This is a genomic window from Catellatospora sp. NPDC049609 (assembly GCF_040675365.1).
Classification (GTDB): domain Bacteria; phylum Actinomycetota; class Actinomycetes; order Mycobacteriales; family Micromonosporaceae; genus Catellatospora.
This window is the reverse complement of the sequence record NZ_JBFAOU010000033.1, coordinates 33,721-57,481: the sequence shown is the minus strand read 5'-3', so window position 1 is coordinate 57,481 and position 23,761 is coordinate 33,721. Positions and strand designations below refer to the sequence as shown.

Genomic DNA, 23,761 nt, shown 5'->3' with positions numbered 1-23,761 from the left:
GTTGTCGGCCGCGGCGAGACACCTGCCGCCGCGGCGAGACACCTGCCGCCGCGGCGGGCTCTCAGAGTCCGGCGGCGGTGACGGCGCGACCTCGTACCAGCTGGTGCCTGTCTACTTCAGGCGGCCGTTCTTGCCGATGCGGACGGCGTCATCGTCGAGCCGGCCGACGCCGGCCAGTGACGTGCCGCCGTTGGCCTTGACCCCGGCGTTGGTCGGCGGTGTGCCGCCCAGCCTGATGATCATGGCATCGGTGTCGCGGACGAGCACCGCCCGGACTTCGGCCTCGGTCACCAGCGAGGTGTTCAACGCGAGCGCGCGGAACTCCTTGAGCTGGTTGACGGCCTTGGTGTCGTTGCCGTTCGCCTCGGACTGGCGGGCCGCGGTCAGCTTGGCCGTCAACTTCTTGTGCGCGTTGGCCGACAGCCGGCTGGTGGCCTTGAACCGGTCCAGCAGGTTCTGCATGTCGCGGAACGAGGTCGTCACGTAGAACCGCACTGTCGAGACCGTCTTGTTGCCGGCCTTGTCGGTGGCGGTGACCGTCAGCTCGTGCAGGCCGAGCCGCAGCTCGTACATGGCCTGCAGGGTGCCGGTCGCGTACGGGGTGCCGTTGAGCGTCCCGACGACCGACGCGATACCGGAGGTCGGGTCGACGGCCTGGAAGGTGACCCGGACGTCCTGGCTGTCGCCGTAGAGCTGGCCGTCGGCCAGCCCTGCCACGATGACGGTCGGCTGGTTGCCGTCGACCTTCAGGATGGCGGACTTCAGCGTCTCCACGTTGCCTGCCCCGTCGGTGGCCCGGTAGAGCAGCTCGTGCTGCCCGTCGCCGCCGATGTTGACCGGCTCGGTGTAGGGCGTCCACGGCCCGCCGTCCAGTGACCACTCCAGCTTGGCCACGCCGGCACCGGCGTCGGTGGCGGCGAGCACGACCGGCACCTGCCCGGCGTGCCAGCCGTCGTCGTTGGCCGGTGCGAACGTCGCGGTGGTGATCGGCGCCGTGGTGTCGACCTTCACCTCGACGGTCTTGGCCTGCTCGACGTTGCCCGCGGTGTCGGTGGAGCGGAAGCGCAGCTGGTGCGTTCCTGTCCCGCTGATCAGCACCGGCTCGGTGTAGGCGGTCCACGTCGTGGCGTCGTCAAGCTGGTACTGGGTGCTCGCGACGCCGCTGCCGGCTGCCTCGTCGGCGGCGGTCAGGGTGACCGTCGGCGACTCGGTGTACCAGCCGGCGGTGGCTGCGCCGGTCACCGCTGCCGTGGTGACCGGCGCGGTGGTGTCACCGGCGCCGGGCGTGGTCATCCGGAAGTAGTCGAAGCTTGCCGGCTTCGACGCCGTCTGGTTGCCGCCGAGCGTGAACAGCCCGACCTTGGGTGTGTCACCCACGGCCGTGTTGGTCAACGGCTCCAGTGCCGTCCAGGTGGTGCCGTCCGCCGAGTAGGAAGCCGTGTACACGCTGCCCACCCGGGCCAGCCGCAGGTGCCATACCGCGTCGGTGAGGCTGGTGATGCCGGGCTGCGGGTTCTGCACCACGCTCGCGATCTCGCTGCGGAACTCGATCCGCCGGCTGACCGGCGAGCCGGCCGTGTTGTCGACGATGTAGTCCAGCTTCAGGTAGTTGTCGTCGTCGAGGTAGACCAGCAGGCCTGCCTGCTGGTACTGCTCGTTGAGCTGGCTGCCGTCCACCTTCGTCTCCAGCGTCCAGTCACCGGACGGCGCGTTCTGCAGGATGAAGTTGGTGGGCCCGGTGTTGCTGGCGGTGTAGATGTCCCCGTTGGGCACATCGATCTCCAGCTTGCCGCCGGCGACCCGGTACTTGGCGGCGTCCTCGCGGACCACCGCGTCCCACCTGCACCGGTCCAGGGCTGACCCGGCGAACTCGTCGGACGGGTCGACCGGCTCGGCCGGAGCGTCCGGGGTGAGCTGGAACCAGTCGAACGCCGCGTCGACGACCGGCGCGGTGGTGCCGCCGTTGAGGGCGAACATGCCCACCTTCGGGTTGACGATGCCGGCCAGCGCGGCCGACTGCCCGACCGGGGCGAACGTCACGCCGTCAGCTGACCAGGCCGCCGTCAGGTTGACGCCGTCGCTGATCAACCGCAGGTAGGCCGTGCTGCCGAGCTCTGCCGGGGCGTTGACCGCGTCGGCGGCGCCGTTGCGCGGCGTTCCGGCGGTCTCCCGGATGAACTCGAACTTCCTGTTACCTCCGTACAGCAGGTCCAGCTTGGCGTAGTTCTCGTCGTCGCCGTACACGATCAAGCCGGCCTGCTGGTAGTCGGCCGCCACGGCGACGGACACCTTGGTGGTCGCCTGCCAGGCGCCGTCCGGCGCGGGCTGCAGGATCAGGTTGGTCGCGTCGTTGCGGCTGCCGTAGAGGTCGCCGACCGCGGTGGGCAGCAGTAACGTGCCACCGGCCACCGAGTAGAGCTGGTTCTCCCGGACCACTGTCGACCAGCGGCCCTTGTCCAGTGCCGTGCCGTCGAAGTTGTCCGACCGGGCGCCGAGGCAGGCGTTGTTCGGCGCTTCGACCCTGACGACGATGTTGGCGTACGACTTCGCGCCGCGGGCGTCGGTCACGGTCAGTGTCGCCGTGAACGTGCCGGGGTTGGCGTAGGTGTGCGTGGCGTTGGCGGTGGCGGCTGTGGCGCCGTCTCCGAACTCCCACCGGTAGGTCAGCGGGTCGTCGCCCTCGGCGTCGGTCGCCGAGCCGGTGAAGGTGACCAGCGCCGGCGCGGTGCCGGTGGTGGGCGTCGCGGACGCGGTGACCACCGGTGGCGCGTTGTCGGTCACGCCGCGTCCCAGGAAGTCGACCCAGTTGACGTTGAACAGCGAACCCGTGCCGGTGTTGCCTGCCGGGTTCTTCGCCACCAGGAACAGCGGCCCGGTCACCGTGCTCGGGCTGCTCAGCGTCGCGGTGACATCGGTGAAGGTCTGCCAGCCGCCGGTGCCCGGGACTGTCGCGGTGGCGAGCACCGGCCCGTCCGCGGCGCCGGCCCGAACCTCGATGCGCCCGCCGGCGGCGTTGGACGCCACCCGGAACCGCAGCGCGTCGATACCGGTCAGGTTCACCGGGGCGTACGACCAGAAGTCGCCGTCCTCGATGAAGCCGATGTTCTGGAAGCCGCCGGCGGTGTCCGTCGTCGTCTCCGGTTGCACGCCCGGGTCGCCGCCGCCGACGCCGTCCGGGGCCCGTCCGGTGGCGGTGAAGTACTCGGCCTGCTTGCGCTTGGGCTGCAGCTGTTCGATCGCCCGGCCGGTCAACGGGTTGGCGCCGCCGGCTCCGCCGGCATCGGTGTAGCTGGCCTCGAACACGGCGAACACGTTGGCGTCGGCGCCGTGACCGGAGGCCAGCGACGTCTGCACGGTGCCGGTGCATCCGGTGTACGACTGCAGGGGGTGCGCGTGCTGGTCGTGACCCAGGTAGTACTGCAGGGTCACCTTCGAGCAGTCGATCGTCGCATCCTCCGGGTCGGTCACCGCGACGGTGTATTTGACCTGGTCACCCCACTCGAAGAAGCCGCCGTCCGGCGGGAACGAGATGGTGACCGTGGGCGCCGTGTTGCCGACCGTGACCGTCACGTTCGCGACAGCCGTACGGTTGGCGGGGTTGGTGACGGTCAGCTGCGCCGTGTAGTTGCCGGCAGCCGGGTAGGTGTGCGACGGGTTGGCCGCGGTGGAGGTGCCACCGTCACCGAACGTCCAGGCGTAGCTCAGCGCCCCGCCGTTCGGGTCACGCGACCCGGCGCTGGAGAACTGCACCGAGAGCGGCGCCGGTCCGGAGTCCGGGGTGCCGGTCGCCACCGCGATCGGGGCCCGCTCGCCGGCTATGTAGTCGATGCGGTAGATCCCGGAGTCGCCGTTGTTGCCGCCGAACCCGGTGCCCCACTCGATCAGGTAGAGCGCGCCGTCCGGACCGAACTCGAAGTCCATCGGCCGCAGGAAGGTCATGCCGCTGAGCATGTTGTTGATGTCGACCAGCGACTTGCCGTCGGCGGAGACCTGGAACGCGTACATCTTGTTCTGGTTCCACTCGCCGAACATCGCCTTGCCGTCGTAGTACTCCGGCCACTTGCGCTCGGAGACGAGGTCGGGGTCGTGGCGGTAGACCGGGCCGCCCATCGGCGCGCCGCCGCCACCGATCTCCGGGAACAGCGCGTTGCCGCTGTAGTCGTAGTCGACGGTGGCGCTGATCGCCGGCGGGAGGTTGGTCAGACCCGTGTTGTTGGGCGAGTTGTTGACCGGCGCCGCGCAGTCGAACTTCGCGCCGGACGGTCCGCTCGGGAAGGTGTAGTCGTTGTAGGCGTAGTTAGCCCCGTGGCAGTACGGCCAGCCGTAGTTGCCGGGCCGGACGATGTTCCATTCGACCGTCCCCTCCGGGCCGCGGTTCGGGTTGGTCGCGCCCGCGTCCGGGCCGTAGTCGGCGACGTACAGCGTGTTCGTCTTCGCGTCGATGCCGATCCGGAACGGGTTGCGGAAGCCCATCGCGAAGATCTCCGGCCGGGTCATGGCCGTGCCCTGCGGGAAGAGGTTCCCACTCGGGATGGTGTACGTGCCGTCGGCCTCCGGGTGGATGCGCAGCACCTTGCCGCGCAGGTCGTTGGTGTTGGCGGAGGTGCGCTGGGCGTCGTAGTTCTGGCGCCCGGCCCGCTCGTCGATCGGGGTGAACGAGTCGGACTCGAACGGGTTGGTGTTGTCGCCGGTGGCCAGGTACAGGTTGCCGGCGCTGTCGAACACCATCGAACCGCCGGCGTGGCAGCAGGTGGTGCGCTGCGTCGTCACTTCCAGCACGACCTTCTCGCTGGCCAGGTCGATGCTGTCGCCGCTGATCGTGAACCGGGAGATCCGGTTGCGCGTCACACCATCGTTCGGCGCCCAGTACAGGTAGACCCAGTTGGTGGTGGCGAAGTTCGGGTCCAGCCGGATTCCGATCAGGCCGTCCTCGTTGCCGGTGAAGACATCGAGGTCGATCGCGGTCACCGTGGTGCCGGTGGCGGGCTTGATGATCTGCACTCGGCCGTCGCGCTCGATGTAGAAGACCCGGCCGTCCGGCGCGATGTCCAGCTCCATCGGATTCTGCGTGTTGCTGTCCAGCGTCACCTTCTCGTACCCGCTGGTCAGCGATGCGCTGCAGTCGGAGTCGAGCGCGCCGGCCGCCGTCTGGATGCCGCCGAGCAGGTGAGCCAGGAAGGAGGGCTCGGTGTACGACGCGATGGTGTGGCCCATACCGGTGTACCAGGACCGGCCGCCGTCATAGTCGTGGCACCACGCGATCGGGTGGTCGGCGCCCATGGCACCGGTGCCCGGCGAGTAGGACCGCTCGTCCAGACCGGCCAGCACATGCACCTTGCTGCGCGGGTTCGCCTGGTAGTTGTACCACTCGTCCAACCGCGACCACTGCGCCGGCAGCGAAGCCGTGGAAGGGTGCGCCGGGTCCTCGACCTTGACGGTTGCCTGCTGGTTGGCCGGGTGCGCCGAGAAGTAGGCGCCGACCAGGTTGCCGTACCACGCCCAGCCGTACTCGGTGTCCGAGGCGGAGTGCACGCCGGCGAAGCCGCCGCCGGCGCGGATGTAGCGCTCGAAGGCCCCCTGCTGAGCGGCGTCGAGCACATCACCGGTGGTGGACAGCCAGATCACCGCCGCGTACTGCGCGAGGTTGGCGTCGGTGAACGCGCCGGCGTCCTCCGTCGCGGCGACCGTGAACCCGTTGTCGGCGCCGAGCTGCTGGATCGCTGCGATACCAGCGGGAATGGAATCATGCCGGAACCCGGCGGTCTTCGAGAAGACCAGCACCGAGAACGGAGCGAGCGCCGCGTTGGCTTGATGGGTGGTTGCCGGCGCCGCCTGCGCGGACGACTGCCCGACGGCAACTGCGATCACGGTCATGGCGAGCGCGAGCACCGAGCCGAGGAGAGATCGCGCTCTGATGTCCGGATGAATGCGGCTACGACGTTGTGAGGACACGAAGAGTCTCCGATGTCGGGATAGGACAGCGGGCCCGCCGCGGCTCGCTGAAGACCAGTTGGGGGGCAATAGTTCACGCCTTGAACAAATTAGCGCCGCTACCGAGGTTGTGGTCAGAATGATGTCGGTCAATTGCGTAACGTTTCGATAACATGCCTGGCACCGACAGGGTCCTGGCTGGTCAGTCTGAGGACCGTAGAAGGCCGGGCAGGAAGTGTTGTCCTGCCGGAACCTGCCGACTCATACCGGCATGAGACTCATAGCCACGCTCGCCGCGGCCCTGCTGCTGGCCGCCGCTCCCGCCACCGCCGTCCACGCCGTGCCACCGCCGCAGGTGGCCGGCTTCGCCTACGCCAACCAGCCCGGCAACCCGCTCTACGTCGTCGCGACCGGCAACGAGTACAACTCCACCGGTGGGGCGATCCAGGTCAGCCGACCGGTCGTCGGCACCTACCGGCTGCGGTTCTACGGAATGGCGGCGCCCGGCGGGGCCGCCCACGTCACCGCGCGCGGCAGCAACAGCCTGTGCGTTGTCGCATCCTGGTTGCCGGCGGCTGCCGACCTGGACGTCAACGTCCGCTGCTACAACAACGCCGGGGCGCTGATCGACAGCCGGTTCGTCGTCGACTTCACCAACCGCAAGCCGGTCGGCGTCCACTTCGGATACCTGTGGGACGACAACGCGGTGCCACCGGCGATCGGGCACACCCCGGCGCCCGCGTACTCCTACGACTCGGCGGGGCTGCCGATCACCGTCTTCCGCAGCGCCGTCGGCCGCTACCAGGTGGAGCTGGGCGCCTTCCAGACCGACAGCCCCGGGCCGTGGGCGGCCGGCTACCTGCACGTCACGCCGTACGGTGCGGCTGCCCGGCACTGCCAGGCGCTCGATCCCGCGCTGGTCGTCGACCCGTCGGCGATCGAGGTGCGCTGCTTCGACGACACCGGCGCGGCCGTCGACACCCGGTTCGTGCTCACCTTCGCCCGGCAGGCCGCGATGCTCGGCGGCTCCGGTGCCCGGACCACCGCCACCGTCGACCTGTCGGGTGTCGTGCCGGTGATGCGCGGCTGGACCAACAGCTACGGCGGCGCCCCGACGGCGAGCATGATCATTCCCGGCATGTACGAGATCGTGTTCCCCGGCGCCGGGCATCTCACGGGACACGCGGTGGCAAGCATCATGGCACTCCACCGATGTACTGCACGATCCAGTCCTGGTGGCAGAGCGCCGGCGACGAGCATCTGCTCGTCAACTGCTTCGACGGCAATACCGGAGCGGCGAACCCGGCCGTGCTGCTCAACGTCGCCTACATCGCCTGACTCTCAAACGGGACATCGCCACGGTCATCCCGGAGCCCGACGACCAGATCGCCAACCGGAAGCGGCGCGGCCGAACCGGTGGTAGACCACCGAACTTCGACCGCGCCGCATACCGCAAACGCAACCAGGTAGAACGCGGGTTCAACCGGCGCAAGCACTGGCGCGGACTGGCCACCCGTTTCGACAAGCCGGCCAGCCACTACCAGGCGACGCTTGATTTCGCCGAGGCCCTGGACTGGCTAGGCGTCGTACCCGACGGACATGATCCGCGAGACAGAACCTAGACTGGCCCCCAGGGGACCGTAGCCCTAGATCAACTGGATCGACGTGGCCGGCGTCGGACCTGGTGACCTTGATGACGGACGCGATGCCGGAACCGGGGACCCTCCTTTTCCGGGCCCATACGACCGTATCCACTCGTGTCGGCCGAAGTATTCCGCACTCGCATACGCAGGAATCTGTCGAGAACCGGCGGAGCCGGTACCAAGACAGGAACCCCTTCCTGCGCATCCCGTCCTCCCGGTCCGCGGAGTCTCGCCCGCGGTCGTATAGGATGAAAGAACATGGCTACCTATCGAAGTCCCGCAGTACTGCTGTCCGTAGACGGCACTAGAACATCCGGCACTGCCGCTCTGTTCACCGAGCCGGCGCGCAAGGGCGGCCTGGCGCCGTGGGCGGGCGACTTCCGCCCCGCTGCCGGATCCGCAACGATCAAGAACGCGGTCGGCAAGACGCTGACGCTGGAGATGCCGGACGGCCGCACCGGCAAGGTCGTCGTCCAGAGCCTCAAGGGCGGGACGAAGAACACCGTCCTGGCGTTGCTGGGCGAGGACCTCGCCCCCTTCTGACCCACTGAGGCCGCAGGCTCACCACCCGCCGGCCGCTACCGCGAAGAGCCCGGACCGCCTGGACCGGGCTCTTTCACCTTCCACTGGCTGGGCACGGGGACCGGCGCGTGACGCGCCGGCCTGGCGATGGGCGATGCCGTGACGGCCTGCGGATGCCGCCGTCGGACGTCAGCAGGGCCGCCGAACATGAGATGTGCGACATCCCGACCGCGGCCAGGTTTCTCGGGTTGCTGGACTACCGTGAGTATGGGCCGGGCGGCGAGCCGTCGGTCGCCTGGTTCGACACCGAGCTCGGGCAGGACCTGCGCCTGGCGCGTGACTTCCGGGCGTTCGTCGAGGGCTTGACCTGCGATCCGGGCGATGAGATGCCTCTGTGAGACAGTTGCGATTTGAGGGCGTTCATCTTGACGAAGGCTCCCCGAGCAGGGCAGGACGACCGGAGCGCGGGTCGATCCGTTCGAGTACGCAACCCGTGGAACGGTGGTCGCGGTGAGTACATATCCGCGGGCTGAGTGGACCGATGTTCATGACGGTGACACGTGGCGGGCGCTGCGGCTGGACCTGCCCGCACCAGGACCGTGCGGCCTTCGGGTCGAGGTGACGGGCGGCCGCCGGATCCTCCTTCGGCAGAACGGCTCCGCGATAGTTGCCGCCCGGGTGGCGCAGGGGATGAGCCACGTCGACTATCTCCGGGGCGACGGCTACCGACCAGTGGTGCCGCCGGTCCGGGCCGAGCACGCGCGTCGGCTGGCGCAGGCGGCCGGTGGAGTCGAGAAGTGGGCCTACCATTTCGCCTCCACGCTGGCTGCTTCCCAGAACGGGCCGTTGCACGCCGGACGTTGGCTCTTGGAGCCGTCAGCTCCACGACTCTGGCTGCAGGAGCATCGGCATATTTCGGTGGAGGAGCAGTGGCGCGACATCGTCGTCTCCGACCCGGCCGGTGAGATCGACTGGTACCTCTTGAACGGTGCCGCCGTGATCCTCTGTCTGCGTGATCTGTCTGCGGCCGACCAGGGGCGGGTCAAGGCGTATCGCAAGCAGGTCCGAGGCGGCACCGTCGCACCGATCCTGCTGTGGTGGATCAGCGGTCTGACAAGCTACCTGCTGCTGGACGGCCACGACCGGCTACAGGCCTGTCTGGCGGAAGGCGCCGCGCCGCCGGTGCTCACCCTGTCGCGGCTGGCCGACGATGCCGGACCCGACGTCGATCTCGAGACGGCGCGGCACACGGCGACTGCCCGACACATCGAGCGGGCGGTCGCCCACGGTGTGCCGGGCGCGGCCGAGGCGCTGATCGCCGAACGTCGCCGGTTCGGCAAAGCGCTGGAGGAGCAGCTGTGGGCGAAGTCCACCCGGGCCTGGACGCTGCCAGGAGCGGTTGAAGCGTGGCGGTCGGCCGCTCGTGCGATGAATTCCACCTGGCTCGCGGCCGTGGATCCCGATTCCGCCGGCCATGCCTAGGGCCCTGGACGGTGGGAACCTGGGCGGGCGGTCACGTGGTGTGCGACCGGCGCGTGCATCTCGGCATCGCCGGCTTCACGCCGACACGGCTCACCGGCCCGGAGGCCGGTTCGCCGTTGTCGACGCGCTGGACGACCTACGTTGACCCGTCTGACGGGCATTCGCCGCCGCCGCCTCGTCCGGTCCGCACCATCCTGCTGCTCGCGGAGTTGGGTTAAGAAGTGCGGATTTCGGAGCCGGCCCGGACGGCGGGCCTGGGGTCGCAGTTGAACACGCAATTGATGTTGTGGTGAAGGGCAATGTATCGGCGTGCGGGCGGCGCCCACTGGTCGGACGCCGCCCTGATGAGAGCTCGGTCAGGCGGGCACCGGCCTACCTGTAGGTGATGTCGCTCTCCCGGACCTTGCAGTTGCTGTCGTTCCAGCCCTCACCGAGGTATGAGGGCTCGCTGCCCTTGGGCACGCCCTGGTACTTGCCGCACACGGTGGCGCTGGAGCTGTTGATGAGGGTTACCCGGGTGATGGTCGCGGTGTCGCCCCAGTTGCTGTTGATCCCGGCGACCATGTCGATGTCGTCCAGGATCACGTTGTCGATCCTGACGTGCCGCGTGTACGAGCTGGAGCAGTTGCCGCAGGCGCGGTAGAGCTTGCCGGCGGACTTCAGGTAGAAGTTGCTGATGCTCACGGTGCCGTTGCCGTTGTGCTGGAACACCTTGTCGCTGCCGGAGCGGGCGCCGCCGCCGATGACGTACGACGTGCCGCCGCCGGTGCCCTTGAAGGTGGCGGCGTCCTCACCGATGTCGTTCCACCACACGTTCCGCAGCGTGCAGGTGCCCTCGCAGTGCACGCCGTCGCCGGCGGGCGAGCCGAGGATGACGTTCTGCAGCGTGGCTCCGTTGGCCAGCTTGAACATCGGGTCCTGGCTCTCCTCCTGGCTGCCGTCGCCGATGCAGCAGTAGGTCTTCATGCCGCCGTCGAAGGTGCCGGAGACGCTGATCGTGCCGGAGACGCTTGCCGAGCCGGCCGACGTCGGCCACGTGGTGCTGGGTCCGCCGCTGCCGCCGGTCGGGGTGGGGGTGGGCGTCGGGTTGGTGCCGCCGCTGCCCGCCTTGACGAGGCGGAACTGCTGGTTGGTGCCGTTGAGGTCCTGGAACTGCGAGATGCGGGCGCCGTCGGCCGACGACCACTCCCACACGTCGAGTGCCTTGCCGCTGTTGCGGTTCTTGAACCGGACCACGTTGTTGCCGTTGTCCAGCAGCGAGAACTGCTGCTGGTAGGCGCTACTGCCGGCGCCGGAGTTCATCTGGACGGTCGCGCCGTCGGCGGTGCTGCTGCCGGCGATCTCGATGACCTTGCCGCTGGCCTTCGACTTGAGGCGGTAGTAGCCGCTGCCCATGTCGAGGAACTGGAACTGCTGGTTGGACGCCGAGCTGTCCGGGGTGCGCTGGACGACCGAGCCGTTGCTGCCTTCGATCGCCTTGCCGCTGAACACGTTGACCAGCTGGTAGTAAGCGCTGGTGTCGATGGTGGCGGCCGACGCCGGCATCATCGAGGCCAGGGCGACGCCGCCGACGACGGTCGCGACCGTGGTGATCGCGACTGCCAGGCGCAGACGCGGTCGCCGCCTCCCGGCGGTGGGTGACGATTGCATGGGTCCTCCGTAGGGCCCGCCGATGATCCAGTTCGGCGGTGAGGATGGGGACGGGGGGACGGTGCGTAATCGGGTAAGCGCTTACCAAGCCGTACCGTAGGGCATCCGTCGGAGCCGGTCAATAGGAGAGTCTCGATGATGGGAGCGTTCCCGATGTTTTCGGTGCCCACTCGCCTCAGGCTGACCATGTAAAAGACAGATCGGTCCCCGACTACGAGGCGGGCGCGGACCGGCCTGCGGGGAGCGGGCGCGCCTCAAGGTCGACTACTGTCAGTGACTAGAGCTGCGTGAGTGGAACAGAGCAACGGATGGGTGCGCTTGGCGCCCGACGGCCTCGCCCGGTATGGGCGCTCCCGCAGGGACAGAACGACCAGCATTGTGGGACCCGGCACGATCGCCAGCCCGGCAACGGGGTGTTGACCAGGGCAAAGGCTATTCTTGCCCCAATGCGCGCCCCCGAAGACTTCTTCTCCTCTGCTCGTTCCGTTCCCCGCGCGGACGCTGGCAGGCGGCGGCGCGTCGGCAGTCGGGCGGCGGGCCTGCTGGCAGTGGCTGTGCTCCTCGGCTACGCCCTGTCCGGCTGCTCGGACACCCCGGCCGATGCGAAAGCCGACAAGCCGACACAAACCTCAACCGCACCGCCTGTGGCGCGCGCGGAGTCGCCGAGCCCTGCGCCCACCCCGGTCGGGCACGCCACCGCCGCACCCACCTGGCTGGGAACGCGAGTGCTCCCGGCAGGGGAGCAGGGGTATGCCGCAGCCCGGGAGACCCCTCCTGAGCTGCGTACCCGGTCGATCGTCACCGTCGACGACCTGCCGCCGCCGGCGGACGGCCGCTTCCACGCCACGGTCCAGCCGGTGCCGGCCGACGTGCTCGCCCGATCCAGCTGGACCGAGAACTGCCCGATCGCTGCGGCCGACCTGCGCTACCTCACGGTCGGCTTCCGCGGCTTCGACGGCCGCGCCCACACCGGCGAGCTGCTGGCCAACGCCCGGGTTGCCGACGACCTGGTCAGGGTGTTCGAGCGGCTCTTCGCCGCGGGCTTCCCGATCGAGCGCATGCGGATCTCCAGCGCAGCGGAGCTGAACGGACCGCACACCGGCGACGGCAACACCACCGAGGTGTTCGCCTGCCGGCCGGTACGCGGCCAGAAAGCCTGGTCCCAGCACGCCTACGGTCTTGCCCTCGATCTCAACCCGTTCCAGAACCCGTACCACAAGGGCGAGGTCGTGCTGCCGGAACTCGCCACCGCCTACCTCGACCGGGCCGACGCGCGGCCCGGGATGGCGCAGCCCCGCGAGCAGGCCGTCCAGGCCTTCGCCGCGATCGGATGGAAGTGGGGCGGCGACTATCGATCGCTGAAGGACTACATGCACCTCTCCTCGACCGGCGGCTGAACCGACCGTACGCGGCACAGCGCGGCACGAACTCCTCAGCGGCAGGTCGATCACCAGGTCGAGGATGGCATGGGGACGGCGCCGCCCGAGGCGAAGAGAGGGTGCCAGATGCGGCTGGCGCTGAAGAAGCTGCGGGCTGATGGTGCCACCTCGACCTTGGCGCCGTAACCGCGGCTGAAGGAGACGATGTCGGCGCGGCCTTCACCGGTGAAGTCGCCCACGCCGGGCAGCGCGACGCCGCGGGCGAACGTGGTGTGCCAGACGGTGGGAGTGGCGAAGCTGCGCCAGGTGAGGGGGGCCGGCCCGGAGACCGACCGCGCCACCAGGACCCGGCCGCTACTGCCGCGTCGGAATTCGGCGATGTCGGCGCAGCCGTCGCCGTCGAAGTCTCCCACAGCCGGTGTGGCCACGCCCGTCGCGAATCCGGACCTCCACGTGGTGCCGCCGGCGAAGTGGTCGCCCTTCGAAATGGCGACCGAAACCTCGCCGTTGGTTCCGCGGTAGAAGGCGGCGAGGTCGTCGCGGCCGTTGCAGTCGAAGTCACCGACCATCGGCACCGCTGCGCCGAACGCGAAACGGTCGTGCCAGAGCGTGCTGGCGCCGAACTTGGCTCCGTCCGACAGAGCGACGTAGACGTGACCGGTGGCGCCCCGGGTGAAGGTGGCGATGTCTGCGCGTCCGTCGCCGTTGAAGTCTCCGACCACCGGGATCTCGTTGCCCGCCGCGAACCACGGATGCCACTGCCGGGCCGGCCCGAACGCCTCGCCGATCGACAGCGCGACCTGGACCGTGGCGACCGCCCCGCGGGCGAACGTGATCAGATCTGCCCGGCCGTCCCCGTCGACGTCGCCGAGCAGGGGGACCTCGTTGCCGGCGCTGAAGTGCTCGTGCCAGCGCACGGCCGGGCCGAAGCCCGCGCCGTCCGACAGGGCCACGTGCACGGCCGCGTTGGCGCCGCGCTCGAAGGAGACGACGTCGTCGCGGCCGTCGCCGTTGACGTCGGAGCCGGTGGCGGAGAATCCGTCGTTGCCGGGCCCGTCCCGGTCGGTGTAGAGCATCAGGTTCGGTGACCCCTGCGGGTCGACGATCCGGTCGCGGGTCGCCTCGTTGACGAGGGTGGCCTGCGCCAGCGCCGGAGATGCCTGCGGGAGGCGCTGCAGGTACCGTGCGACGGCGCCGGTGACGAACGCGGTGGCCACCGAACTGCCGCTGGCCTGCGCGTCGGCGGTGTCGGAGGAGTAGTACGGGGCCTGGATGCCGCTGCCGGGCGCGAACAGGTCGACACAGACCCCGAAGCTGGTGCCCGCGTCGTCTTCCGGCTCGTCCCACAGGACGTGGAACGGGCCCAGCGCGCCGACGGTGATCACCCCGTCGAGCCTGGACGGCGAGAAGTCGCAGGAGTTCAGCTTCGCGTTGCCGGCCGCGGCGACCACGGTGATGCCACGGTTGATCAATCCGTGCGTGGCGGTGTCCACCGCCAGGTTGGGCCATGTCTGCGCGCTGAGGTTGACGACCGCGGGGCGGACCGCGTTCGCGGCGATCCAGTCGGCGGCCAGCAGGTAGTCCGCGCTGTCGGGCGAGCCCACGCAGCCGCCGATGCGCACCGGATGCAGCTGCACGCCCTTGGCCACCCCGTGCTGCTCACCGCCGATCACGCCGGCCATCATCGTGCCGTGCCCGTGGCAGTCGCCGGTCCCGGAGACATCCGGCGGCCCGATGAAGGACACGCCGCCACTGACCCGGCCGCCGAACTCGACATGCGAGGCACGGATCCCGCTGTCGATCACGTACGCGTGCACCCCGGACCCGTCGGCGTCCCACCGGTAGAACGGGTCGAACCCGCCCCGGTTGTCGATCGCGCCCAGACCCCAGCTCGCCACGTTCTGCTCGCCCGTGAACCACATCTCGACCCGCTGCTCCACGTACCCGACGTCGGGCTCCTTGCTCAGGGCCTGTGCGGTCGCGGCGTCCATCGTCACCGCGAAGCCCCAGAACGCGTGATAGTAGGCAGCGGTCATCTTGCCCGGATGGCTTGCCAGCAGCCGGGCCGCGGCCTCTTCGACCCGCTTGACGGCCTGATCGTCACCGACCGGCTTCTCGGCGTCGGGCTGCTCGGCGAGCACGACCACGTACGCGTCCTCGATGCCGCCCTGTCCCGCGGGCAGGAACTTGTCCGCCGCGGCGGCGGCCGGCGACGGCGGCACGACCAACGCGGCGGCGACGAAGGCGACCACCGCCCACGAAGTCGTACGTCGGCATGTCAGCACAGCGGCTCCCGGATTCACGTGGCAGGTGCGGTCGACAGTAGGTGAAGCGTCCTGCGCCACGATCACGAAGACGTCCATCGGACAGCCGGGTGCGAGCGCTGTGCCGAGACGCCCACCCGGCGGCCGAGCGCCGACGTGCCGGCGAGGCCGCCCGCAAGGCAGTGATGGACGTCGACGTGACGGCAACCGGTGGCGGTGCGCGGCGGGGCCGACATCCAGTGGCGATGCGCCCGGCCTCGGATCGGCGCGCAGGGCGCCGGCGCAAGCGCGTGGATCACAAAGCATCGAGTTCGCAACGAGTGATAAATATAATAGTGTCGATCTGGATCCATACAGCCCGACGGGGAGGCGTAATGCCCGGCGCGATCAACCACGTTGTCGCGGTCATCAAGTTGCGATGGTCGATCAACATCCTGCAGGTCCTCCGTGGAGGACCGATGCGCTACACCGATCTGCAGCGCATCATCACGCTCTCCACCGGCGAGAACGTGCACAACCGAGCGCTGACCGAGTCGCTGAGACGGCTGGAGGCGCGCCGGCTCATCGACCATCCTCCGGCGTCAGACGGCGGCTACGTCTACCGTCTGACGCCGGTGGGTGCGGAGCTGGTCGATCTCCTCGGCCACCTCGAGGGGTGGAGTGAGCGCCACCTTGCTCGATCATGAGATGCGGTGTCGTTTCAGGTCGAAACATCGTCGCGCATTTCCGGCTGCAGGCTGCTTGCCAGATCGGGAGATCTACGTTTAGCTTATAGTGCGAGTCAGAACTATTTCCATTGTAATGATCTCCACCGTGGGGCGGCCGGCTACCCAGCGGATCCAGGGGCACAGGGGATCGACGTGCGTCGAGAGAGGTGCAGGACAATGAGCCAAGCAAGTCCCGTGCGGCATCCCGCGCTGGTGCTGGTGTCGCTGGCGCTGGCCCAGCTGATCATCGCGCTGGACTACAGCATCGTGTTCGTGGCGTTGCCGGACATCGGCGCGAAGGTCGGCTTCTCGGGCCAGGACCTGCAGTGGGTGATCGGCGCCTACGGCGTCACGTTCGGCGGCTTCCTGCTGCTCGGCGGCCGCCTGTCGGACCTGCTCGGCCGCCGGCGGCTGTTCATGGTGGGCCTGCTGCTCTACGCCGTGGCGTCCGTCGCGGGCGGACTGGCCACCACGACCGAACTGCTGGTGGTGGCGCGGGCGGTGCAGGGCATCGGCGGCGCCGTCCTCGGGCCGGCGACGCTGTCGCTGATCACCACCCTGTTCCGGGAGGGCCCGGAGCGCAACAAGGCGATCGGCGTGTGGGGCGCCGCGGGCAGCAGCGGCATGGTCGTCGGCTCGCTGCTCGGCGGTGTGCTCACCGAGGTCTTCGGCTGGGAGGCCGTCTTCTTCGTCAACGTGCCGCTCGCGCTGATCGTGGGTCTCATCGCACTGCGCGTGGTCCCGGCCGACGTGCCCGGCCCGCGCACCGGCGGCCTGGACTTCCCCGGTGCGGTGACGGTCACCGCCGGCGCCCTGCTGCTGGTGTTCGGCCTGGTGAACGGCCCGAAGGCGGGCTGGACCGACTCGGTGACGCTCGGCGCGTTCGCCGCGTCGGCGGTGTTCATCGCGCTGTTCGTGGTGATCGAGTCGCGGACCGGCAACCCGCTGGTGCCGCTGTACGTGTTCCGCAACCGCAACCTGCGCTACGGCACGCTGATCACGTTCGTGTTCATGGCGACCTTCGGCGCCAGCGCCTACTTCATCACGCTGGCGCTGCAGACCGTCCGCGGCTGGAGCGCGCTGAGCACGGGCCTGGCGTTCATCCTGCCGTGCGGGCTGATCCTCATCGGCACGCTGATCGGCGGCCGGATGTCCACCGCCATCGGCGTACGCAGCACGGTGATCATCAGCACCCTGGTCGGCGGCGTCGGCATGGCGCTGTTCGCCGCGTTCCTCGGCGACGGGTCGACGTTCCTGCAGATGGTGCCCGGCATCGTGGTGTTCAGCCTGGCGCAGGGTGTGCTGTGGACCGCGATGTTCGCGGCGGCGACCACCGGCGTCCCGAACGAGCTGCAGGGTCTGGCCTCCGGCCTGGCCAACTGCGGCCTGCAGATCGGGTCGGCGGTCGGCCTCGGCGTGCTCGTCGCGGTGGCCGCCGCGGTGAGCGGTGCCGACCCCTCGCCCGCGCAGATGTCCGACGGTCTCCAGGTCGCCACCTACACCGCCGCGGTGCTCATCCTGCTGTCGGTCGTCTTCGCCCTGGCGCTGCCGCGTGAGCGGGCCGGCGCGCCGGTGGCGGTGCCCGCCGAGCCGCTGGAAGAGCGCGTCGAGGTGTAACCGGATCTCCACCCCTCGGGCCGGGACGGCAGCCGTGCGCTGCCGCCCCGGCCGAAGCCATGTCGTCCGATATATCGAGAAAGGTGATTCAATGACAACGGACTACAAGCCGCTTGGGGTGGGTGTCGTCGGCCTCAGCGCCGACATCGGCTGGGCCATGCGCGCGCACGTGCCGGCCCTGCGCGCCGCCGACGGCTTCGAACTGCGGGGCCTGGTGGCCTCGAGCCAGGAATCCGCCGTACGGGCGGCCACGGCGTACGACGTCCCCCTCGCGTACACCACGGTCGCCGAGCTCGCCGCCCACCCGGACATCGACCTGGTCGTCGTGTCCGTCAAGGTGCCGCACCACCGGGAGCTGGTCCTGCCCGCGCTCGAGCAGGGCAAGGCGGTCCTCTGCGAGTGGCCGCTGGCGGCAAGCCTCGCCGAGGCCGAACAGCTGGCGGCGGTCGCGGCCGAGCGGGGCGTGCGCACGGCGGTGGGCCTGCAGGCCGTCTCGCTGCCGGCGGTGCGCTACCTGCGGGACCTGATCGCCGAGGGCTTCATCGGCGAGGTGCTGTCCACGACGCTGGTCGGCTCGGCCGGCGGCTGGGGCGCGACCCTGCCGGCCCGCAGCACCTACCTGGCCGACCGCGCCAACGGCGCGACGATGCTGACCATCCCGTTCGGGCACACCCTGGCCGCGCTGACGTACTGCCTCGGCGGCTTCACCTCCGTCAGCGCGACCACGGCCACCCGGCGCCCGACGGTGCACATCGCCGAGACCGGCGAGCCGGTACGGCTGACCGCCGAGGACCAGGTGGCCGTCAGCGGCGTGCTCGACGGGGGAGCGGTCGCCTCGCTGCACTACCGCGGCGGCAGCAGCGCCGGCACCAACCTGCTCTGGGAGATCAACGGCACCGAGGGCGACATCGTCGTCTCCGGTGACACCGGGCACCTGCAGTTCGGGCAGTTCACCCTCCGCGGCACGTCCCGGCGCGACGAGCCGCTGGCCCCGCTGCCGGTCCCGGACCGGTACTACACGGCCACCAGGTCCGACGAGGTCTGGGCGGGCGTCGCGCACGCGTACGCGCAGCTGCGGGCCGACATCGAGGAGAACACCTCGACGGTGCCCGACTTCGCCGACGCGCTCGCCCACCACCGGCTGCTCGACCGGATCAGCCGGGCCGCCGAGACCGGCAGCCGGCAGTAGTACGCGCCCAGCGCAACGACAAGAGGGGGGTTCCATGTTCGACACTTCACGGTGGGCGCGCCAGTCCGGCATCCGGTCGGTCAACGTCGGCGAGATCCGGGTCAGCTACGTGCTCGACGGCATGGTGCAGATGCACCCGCAGTGGCTGGGCGGCTCGGCGGCGCAGGACTTCGCGGCCGGCACCGACTGCCTGGACCGCGAGGGCTACCTGGCCGGCAGCGTCGGCGGCATGCTGATCGAGTACGGCGAGCGGCGCATGCTCATCGACGCCGGTTTCGGCAGCCGCCGGGTGCCAGCGCATCTGATGCCGCACGGCCTCGGGCGGATCGACGGCGGTTCGCTGATGGTCAGCCTGCGGCAGTTGGGCGTCGGGCCGGGGCAGCTCGAGGCGGTCGCGTTCACGCATCTGCACGACGACCACCTCGGCTGGGCCGCGCAGGCCGACGCCACCGGACAGGTGCCGTTCTCCCGCGCGACGTACTTCGCCAGCGAGGCCGAGTGGGGCTGGTGGCGCAGTGGGACCGACCCGCGGCGGGCCGAGCTCGTGGGCAAGCGGCTGAGCGTGGTCCGGGACGGGCAGGAGATCTTTCCCGGGGTGACCGCGTGGTCGACGCCCGGCCACACGCCCGGCCACACGGCGTACGTGGTGGAGTCCGGCGGGCAGCGCCTGATCGCCTTCGGCGACGTCATGCACTCGCCGATCCAGTTCGCCGAGCCGAACTGGGGCTCGGCGAACGACTTCGACCGGGCGCAGGCGGTGGCGTCGCGCCGAGCGCTGGTCGCCGAGCTGGGCGATGAGAAGACGATCGGGTTCGGCATCCATTTCGCCGACGTCGTGTTCGGCAGCCTCACCGGCGACGAGGACGAGCCGGGCCGCCTGAGGTGGCAGCCGAGCGTCTGATCACGGCAGCGCAACGGCCCGGGACGTGGACGTCCCGGGCCGTTGCATGTCCTAGGCCGGTGCCATTCCAGGTCCCGGGCCGGCGACTTCGCGTCCCGGGCCGGCGACTCAGTATCCCGGCCCGCGCCGTTCCGCGTCCCCGGCGGGTGCCGATCCGCATCCCTGGCCGGTGCCGTTCGCGTGGCCGGCGAGTCCCTTCCGCGTCCCCGGTCGGCGCTCTTGGCGGTGGACGGCAGGGTGGCGGGACCGGAGGACGGGCCGCCGCGGCGCAATCCTGTTGGCGTCGCCAACAGTGCGCCCAACGGCTGTGCGCCCGACACTGGTGTCACTCGCGTCTGGGACAACTCCCAGGTCGTTGCCATGATTTCTCCATGGGCGACACAACATTGACCTCCTCGGATGTCGGGATCGCTTTCTTCGACGTGGACGGCACCTTGACCACGTCGTCCACCATGCACAGCTTCCTGCGGTACTACGTCACACGGCTGAACCGCCCGGAGTCCGAGTACCTCGACTGGGTGCGCACCTGCGCGGCGATGAACAGGCAGGGGCACCCGCGCGAACTGATCAACGCCCGCTACTTCGCGCACTTCGCCGGGGCCGATCCGGTCCAGGTCGCCGACCTGGCGCGGCAGTGGCTGCGCACCGAGCTGTGCGCCGGCGGCTTCTACCACGAGCCGGTCCTGACCGAGCTGCGCCGCCACCGCCGCCGCGGCGACCGCGTCGTGCTCGTCTCCGGCGCGCTGTCGTCCTGCCTCGACGTGCTCGCCGAGGACCTGGGCACCGACGAGATCTGCTGCGCGCAACCGGAGATCGTCGCCGGCCGCTACACCGGGGCGCTGGCCGGCCCGCCGATGATCGGCCAGAGCAAGGCGGTCGCGGCGAAGGCGGTCATCGCCCGCCACGGCGCCGCCGAGGCCGACTGCGCGGCGTACGGCGACCACATCTCCGACCTGCCGCTGCTGCGCGTGAGCGGTGCCCCCGCCGTCGTCGACGGCGATCCGGAGCTCAGCGCCCTGGCCCGCGCCAACGGATGGCGTGTGCTGCCCCCGATCCCGCCCGCGCCGTGACCACCCAGCCATCCCGAGACGCCGGAGGACGTATGACCGAGTGGTTCTTCGATCGGATGCACGGATTCGCCGCATCCGACGCGATCATTCATGACGGACGCGCCTGGACCTATGCCGACCTGCTCACCCTGACCGAGCGGTGGCGGGTCGAGCTGTACCGCCGCGACGTGCGGCCCGGTCAGGTCGTCGCCCTGGAGGGGCCGAGCAGCGTGGAGGCGTGCGCGGGGCTGCTCGCGCTCATCGTCACCGGCGCGACGGTCGTGCCGCTGACCCGCCTGCCGGAGGCCAAGCGGGCCGAGTTCCACGAGATCGCACAGGTCGAGACGGTGATCACCGTGTCGCCCGGCGGCGCGCACCGCTTCCAGAACACCGGCCGCATCGCCGACCACGAGCTGTACGACCGCCTGCGCGACGACGACATCCCCGGGCTGGTGCTGTTCAGCTCCGGCACGACCGGGCGCAGCAAGGCGACCGTGCTCGACCTCGCCAAGGCCCTGGGCAAGTACGGCGAGGCCCGCAAGCCGATGCGGACGCTCGGCTTCCTCAACCTCGACCACATCGGCGGCATCAACACGCTGCTACACACGCTCAGCCAGGGCGGCGCGCTGGTGACGCTGGCCGAGCGCAGCCCCGACGACGTCTGCGCCGCGATCAGCGCGCACGGCGTGCAGGTGCTGCCGACCACGCCGACGTTCCTCAACATGCTGCTGATCTCGGGCGCCTACCAGCGCTACGACCTGAGCAGCCTGCGGCTGATCACCTACGGCACCGAGCCGATGCCGCTGGGCGTGCTGCAGCGGCTGCACGCCGCACTGCCGGGCGTGCGGCTCAAGCAGACCTACGGGCTGTCCGAGCTGGGCATCATGGCCACCAGGTCGCGCAGCGACGACAGCCTCTGGGTGCAGTTGGGCGGGGACGGCTTCGACTACCAGATCCGCGACGGCATCCTGTGGATCAAGTCCGACATGGCGATGCTCGGGTATCTCAACGCGCCCGCGCCGTTCGACGAGCAGGGCTACTTCAACACCCAGGACGCGGTCGAGACCGACGGCCCCTACGTGCGCATCCTCGGCCGCAAGTCAGAGATCATCAACGTGGGCGGCGAGAAGGTGTACCCGAGCGAGGTCGAGAACGTCCTGCTGGAGCTGCCGTTCGTCGCCGACGCCACGGTCTCGGGACGGCCCAGCCACGTCACCGGGCACGTGGTGACGGCACTGGTCAAGCTCAGCGAGCCGCTCGACCGCCGCGAGGTCGGCCGGCGGGTGCGCGAGCACTGCGCGCAGCGGCTGGACGCGTACAAGATCCCGATGCTGGTCGAAGTCAGCGAGGACGACCAGCACTCCGACCGGTTCAAGAAGATCCGGGTGGCGTCATGACCGGCGTCGCCGTGGTCAGCGGCGGCAGCCGCGGCCTGGGCCGGGCGGTCTGCGAGCGGCTGCTGGCCGACGGCTGGCAGGTGGCCACCTTCAGCCGGCAGCCCAACGAGTTCGTCGAGCAGGCCCAGGACAAGCACGCGGCTGACTTCCACTGGTCGCCGCTCGACGCGCGTGACCTGGGGCGGCTGCGCGGGTTCGCCCGCATCGCGCAGGAGCGGTTCGGCCGGGTGGACCTGCTGGTTAACAACGCCGGCTCGCTGCACCAGGAGCTGTTCCTGACCACCGCGGTGCAGCGGATGGAGGACCTGCTGACCACCAACCTGCTCGCGCCGATGGTCCTGGCGCAGGGCTGCGCCCGCGTCATGATGGGCGGCGGTGGCGGCGCCATCGTCAACGTCTCGTCCATCAACGCCGTACGCGGCTACCGCGGCGTGGCCGCCTACTCCGCGGCCAAGGCCGGGCTGGAGGCGTTCAGCCGCAGCCTGGCCCGCGAGCTCGGACCGGCCGGCATCCGGGTCAACACGCTCACCCCCGGCTTCTTCGACAGCGACATGACCGCGCAGGTGACCGCCGACAACCGGGACCGGATCCGCCGGCGTACGCCGCTGGGCCGGTTCGGCACCGTCGACGAGGTCGTCGACGCCGTCATGTTCCTCGCTTCGCCCCAGTCCGGCTTCATCACGGGACAGAGAATCATCATCGACGGAGGAATCACATGCTGAACGACACGGTCGAGGAGATCGTCCGCCGGGAGATCGACACGATCCTGCTCGACGAGGGCACGTCGGAGTGGACCCTCGCCGACCCGCTGCTGGCCACGGGCCTGAACTCGCTGATGCTGGCGCAGCTGCTCATCCAGCTGGAGACCGCGACCGGGGTCGACCCTTTCGGGGCGGAGCGGTCCATCGCGGACGTGCGGACCGTCGGCGACCTGGTGGCCGCGTACCAGGCGGCGCTGGACGGCACGGCGGAGGTGCAGCGCGTTGGCTGAGCGACTGCTGCGCCTGGACAGCATCGACGACTACCTCGGCGCCGGGGAGCGGCGGTTCTTCTCCCGCGGCTACCAGCGCGCCCGCTACGGCATCCGGGATCTGGACGCCAACGCGGCGGCCTCCGGTCCGCAGGTCACGGCACGGGTCGACGTCTCCTACCCGTCGGACTGGTCCACCAAGGACGGCGTCGACCAGCGCCCGCATCTGAGCACGATCGACGCCCTGGTCCTCGCGGTCCAGCTCGCCGAGGTGCACCTGGCGGCCGGGCAGGGCCTGGCCGCGGCCGACCGGTCGGCGGCGGTGCTGCGCAAGGCCGTGCTGCGGGCCGGTGGGGCGCCCCAGGAGGAGCTGACCGGCATCGCCCTGGCGGCGCGGCTGGTCGAGCAGCGGCTGGCGGACGCGGGGGTGCTGTCGGTCTACGACTGCACGGTCGGCGGCTTCCGCGTGCGCTGCGAGATCGAGCACCCGGTCGGCCGGGGTGCGGTCGCCGCGCCCGACGGCACTGGGCCGGAGGCGGTGCTCGGGGCCGCCGAGCACCGGTTCTACGGCTCCGGGTTCACCAGGCGGCGGCACCACATCCGGTCGGTGAGCGTCGACATGGACACCCTGACCGCACGGGCGGCGGTGCACTTCGACGCCGAGGCGGGCGTCGCGGCGCACGGGGTCGGCGGCGCGCGGCAGCCGTCGGTCGAGCTCGTGGACACGTTCGTCGTCAGCCTCCAGCTCGCCCAGGTGCTCATGTACGAGCTGGACGGCCTGACGCGCGGGGCGAGCAACACGCTGTGGATGATGCAGACGGTGCTGGTGGCCCCGCCGACGCCGCTGCCGCTGCCGGACCGGGCGGACCTGGCGCTGCCCGCCACCGTGACGCTGGCCAACGCCCGGCTGCTGCCGCTGCGCGGCGGGACGTGGCGCAGCGTCGACATCGAGGGCGAGCTGGCGGGGATCACGCTGCGCTGCATGTTCGCCCACGAGCTGCCGGCGGCGGCCGCCGCCGCGGTGCCGGCATGAGCGCGCGCCGGCACCCGACCGGCTCGT

General features: G+C 70.1%; 18 protein-coding genes and 1 pseudogene. 16 read left to right on the top strand and 3 right to left on the bottom strand.

What is annotated here, in order from left to right; all coding sequences use genetic code 11:
* Nucleotides 1-111: 111 nt before the first annotated feature.
* Nucleotides 112-5,889: a ThuA domain-containing protein gene (locus AB0J67_RS12685; RefSeq protein WP_363480506.1), complete on the bottom strand. Its 5,778-nt coding sequence runs from the start codon at nt 5,887-5,889 to the stop codon at nt 112-114.
* A gap of 313 nt (nt 5,890-6,202) precedes the next feature.
* Here AB0J67_RS12685 and AB0J67_RS12680 point away from each other — a divergent pair, with 313 nt between their 5' ends.
* The 6 genes and pseudogenes from AB0J67_RS12680 (at nt 6,203) to AB0J67_RS12655 (ending at nt 9,796) form a co-directional block, all read left to right on the top strand.
* Nucleotides 6,203-7,354, top strand: coding sequence for a hypothetical protein (locus AB0J67_RS12680; protein WP_363480503.1), 1,152 nt, complete (start codon nt 6,203-6,205; stop codon nt 7,352-7,354).
* A pseudogene (locus tag AB0J67_RS12675) lies at nt 7,296-7,553 on the top strand (IS5/IS1182 family transposase); the annotation flags it as partial. The gene AB0J67_RS12680 and the pseudogene AB0J67_RS12675, both read left to right, overlap by 59 nt.
* 279 nt (nt 7,554-7,832) lie before the next feature.
* Nucleotides 7,833-8,117, top strand: a complete 285-nt coding sequence (locus AB0J67_RS12670; protein WP_363480500.1) for a hypothetical protein — start codon at nt 7,833-7,835, stop codon at nt 8,115-8,117.
* A 152-nt stretch (nt 8,118-8,269) separates the two neighbouring features.
* On the top strand, nt 8,270-8,494 hold the full coding sequence (locus AB0J67_RS12665; protein WP_363480497.1) for a hypothetical protein: 225 nt from the start codon (nt 8,270-8,272) through the stop codon (nt 8,492-8,494).
* 112 nt (nt 8,495-8,606) lie between these two features.
* Nucleotides 8,607-9,578, top strand: coding sequence for a hypothetical protein (locus AB0J67_RS12660; protein WP_363480494.1), 972 nt, complete (start codon nt 8,607-8,609; stop codon nt 9,576-9,578).
* Between the two features lie 53 nt (nt 9,579-9,631).
* Complete coding sequence (locus AB0J67_RS12655; protein ID WP_363480491.1) at nt 9,632-9,796, top strand: hypothetical protein; 165 nt, start codon at nt 9,632-9,634, stop codon at nt 9,794-9,796.
* Between the two features lie 154 nt (nt 9,797-9,950).
* On the opposite strand, the gene AB0J67_RS12650 is transcribed toward AB0J67_RS12655, so the two are convergent.
* The gene (locus AB0J67_RS12650) at nt 9,951-11,228 is read right to left on the bottom strand and encodes a pectate lyase (RefSeq protein ID WP_363480488.1); all 1,278 of its coding nucleotides are present in this window, start codon (nt 11,226-11,228) and stop codon (nt 9,951-9,953) included.
* Between the two features lie 725 nt (nt 11,229-11,953).
* On the opposite strand from AB0J67_RS12650, the gene AB0J67_RS12645 reads away from it, so the two are divergent.
* Nucleotides 11,954-12,625 (top strand): M15 family metallopeptidase, encoded by a 672-nt coding sequence (locus AB0J67_RS12645; protein ID WP_363480485.1) that lies wholly within the window; start codon nt 11,954-11,956, stop codon nt 12,623-12,625.
* Nucleotides 12,626-12,675: 50 nt separating this feature from the next.
* Here the strand turns inward: AB0J67_RS12645 and AB0J67_RS12640 are convergent, their stop codons facing one another.
* Nucleotides 12,676-14,859 (bottom strand): S8 family serine peptidase, encoded by a 2,184-nt coding sequence (locus AB0J67_RS12640; RefSeq protein WP_363480482.1) that lies wholly within the window; start codon nt 14,857-14,859, stop codon nt 12,676-12,678.
* A gap of 386 nt (nt 14,860-15,245) precedes the next feature.
* On the opposite strand from AB0J67_RS12640, the gene AB0J67_RS12635 reads away from it, so the two are divergent.
* The 9 genes from AB0J67_RS12635 (at nt 15,246) to AB0J67_RS12595 (ending at nt 23,734) form a co-directional block, all read left to right on the top strand.
* Nucleotides 15,246-15,557: a helix-turn-helix domain-containing protein gene (locus AB0J67_RS12635; RefSeq protein WP_363480479.1), complete on the top strand. Its 312-nt coding sequence runs from the start codon at nt 15,246-15,248 to the stop codon at nt 15,555-15,557.
* A 198-nt stretch (nt 15,558-15,755) separates the two neighbouring features.
* Nucleotides 15,756-17,195, top strand: coding sequence for an MFS transporter (locus AB0J67_RS12630; RefSeq protein ID WP_363480476.1), 1,440 nt, complete (start codon nt 15,756-15,758; stop codon nt 17,193-17,195).
* A 91-nt stretch (nt 17,196-17,286) separates the two neighbouring features.
* The gene (locus AB0J67_RS12625) at nt 17,287-18,384 is read left to right on the top strand and encodes a Gfo/Idh/MocA family oxidoreductase (protein WP_363480473.1); all 1,098 of its coding nucleotides are present in this window, start codon (nt 17,287-17,289) and stop codon (nt 18,382-18,384) included.
* 34 nt (nt 18,385-18,418) lie between these two features.
* The gene (locus AB0J67_RS12620) at nt 18,419-19,285 is read left to right on the top strand and encodes an MBL fold metallo-hydrolase (protein WP_363480470.1); all 867 of its coding nucleotides are present in this window, start codon (nt 18,419-18,421) and stop codon (nt 19,283-19,285) included.
* 371 nt (nt 19,286-19,656) lie between these two features.
* Nucleotides 19,657-20,355 carry an HAD-IB family hydrolase gene (locus AB0J67_RS12615; protein ID WP_363480467.1) on the top strand — a complete coding sequence of 233 codons (699 nt, stop codon included), beginning with the start codon at nt 19,657-19,659 and terminating at the stop codon, nt 20,353-20,355.
* Nucleotides 20,356-20,387: 32 nt separating this feature from the next.
* A complete protein-coding gene (locus AB0J67_RS12610; protein ID WP_363480464.1) occupies nt 20,388-21,731 on the top strand; it encodes an AMP-binding protein in 1,344 nt (447 codons plus the stop codon).
* A complete protein-coding gene (locus tag AB0J67_RS12605; protein WP_363480461.1) occupies nt 21,728-22,453 on the top strand; it encodes an SDR family oxidoreductase in 726 nt (241 codons plus the stop codon). Before AB0J67_RS12610 ends, AB0J67_RS12605 begins: the two co-directional genes overlap by 4 nt.
* On the top strand, nt 22,447-22,722 hold the full coding sequence (locus AB0J67_RS12600; protein ID WP_363480458.1) for a phosphopantetheine-binding protein: 276 nt from the start codon (nt 22,447-22,449) through the stop codon (nt 22,720-22,722). Before AB0J67_RS12605 ends, AB0J67_RS12600 begins: the two co-directional genes overlap by 7 nt.
* The gene (locus AB0J67_RS12595) at nt 22,715-23,734 is read left to right on the top strand and encodes an AvrD family protein (protein ID WP_363480455.1); all 1,020 of its coding nucleotides are present in this window, start codon (nt 22,715-22,717) and stop codon (nt 23,732-23,734) included. Before AB0J67_RS12600 ends, AB0J67_RS12595 begins: the two co-directional genes overlap by 8 nt.
* The last annotated feature ends 27 nt before the right edge of the window (nt 23,735-23,761 follow it).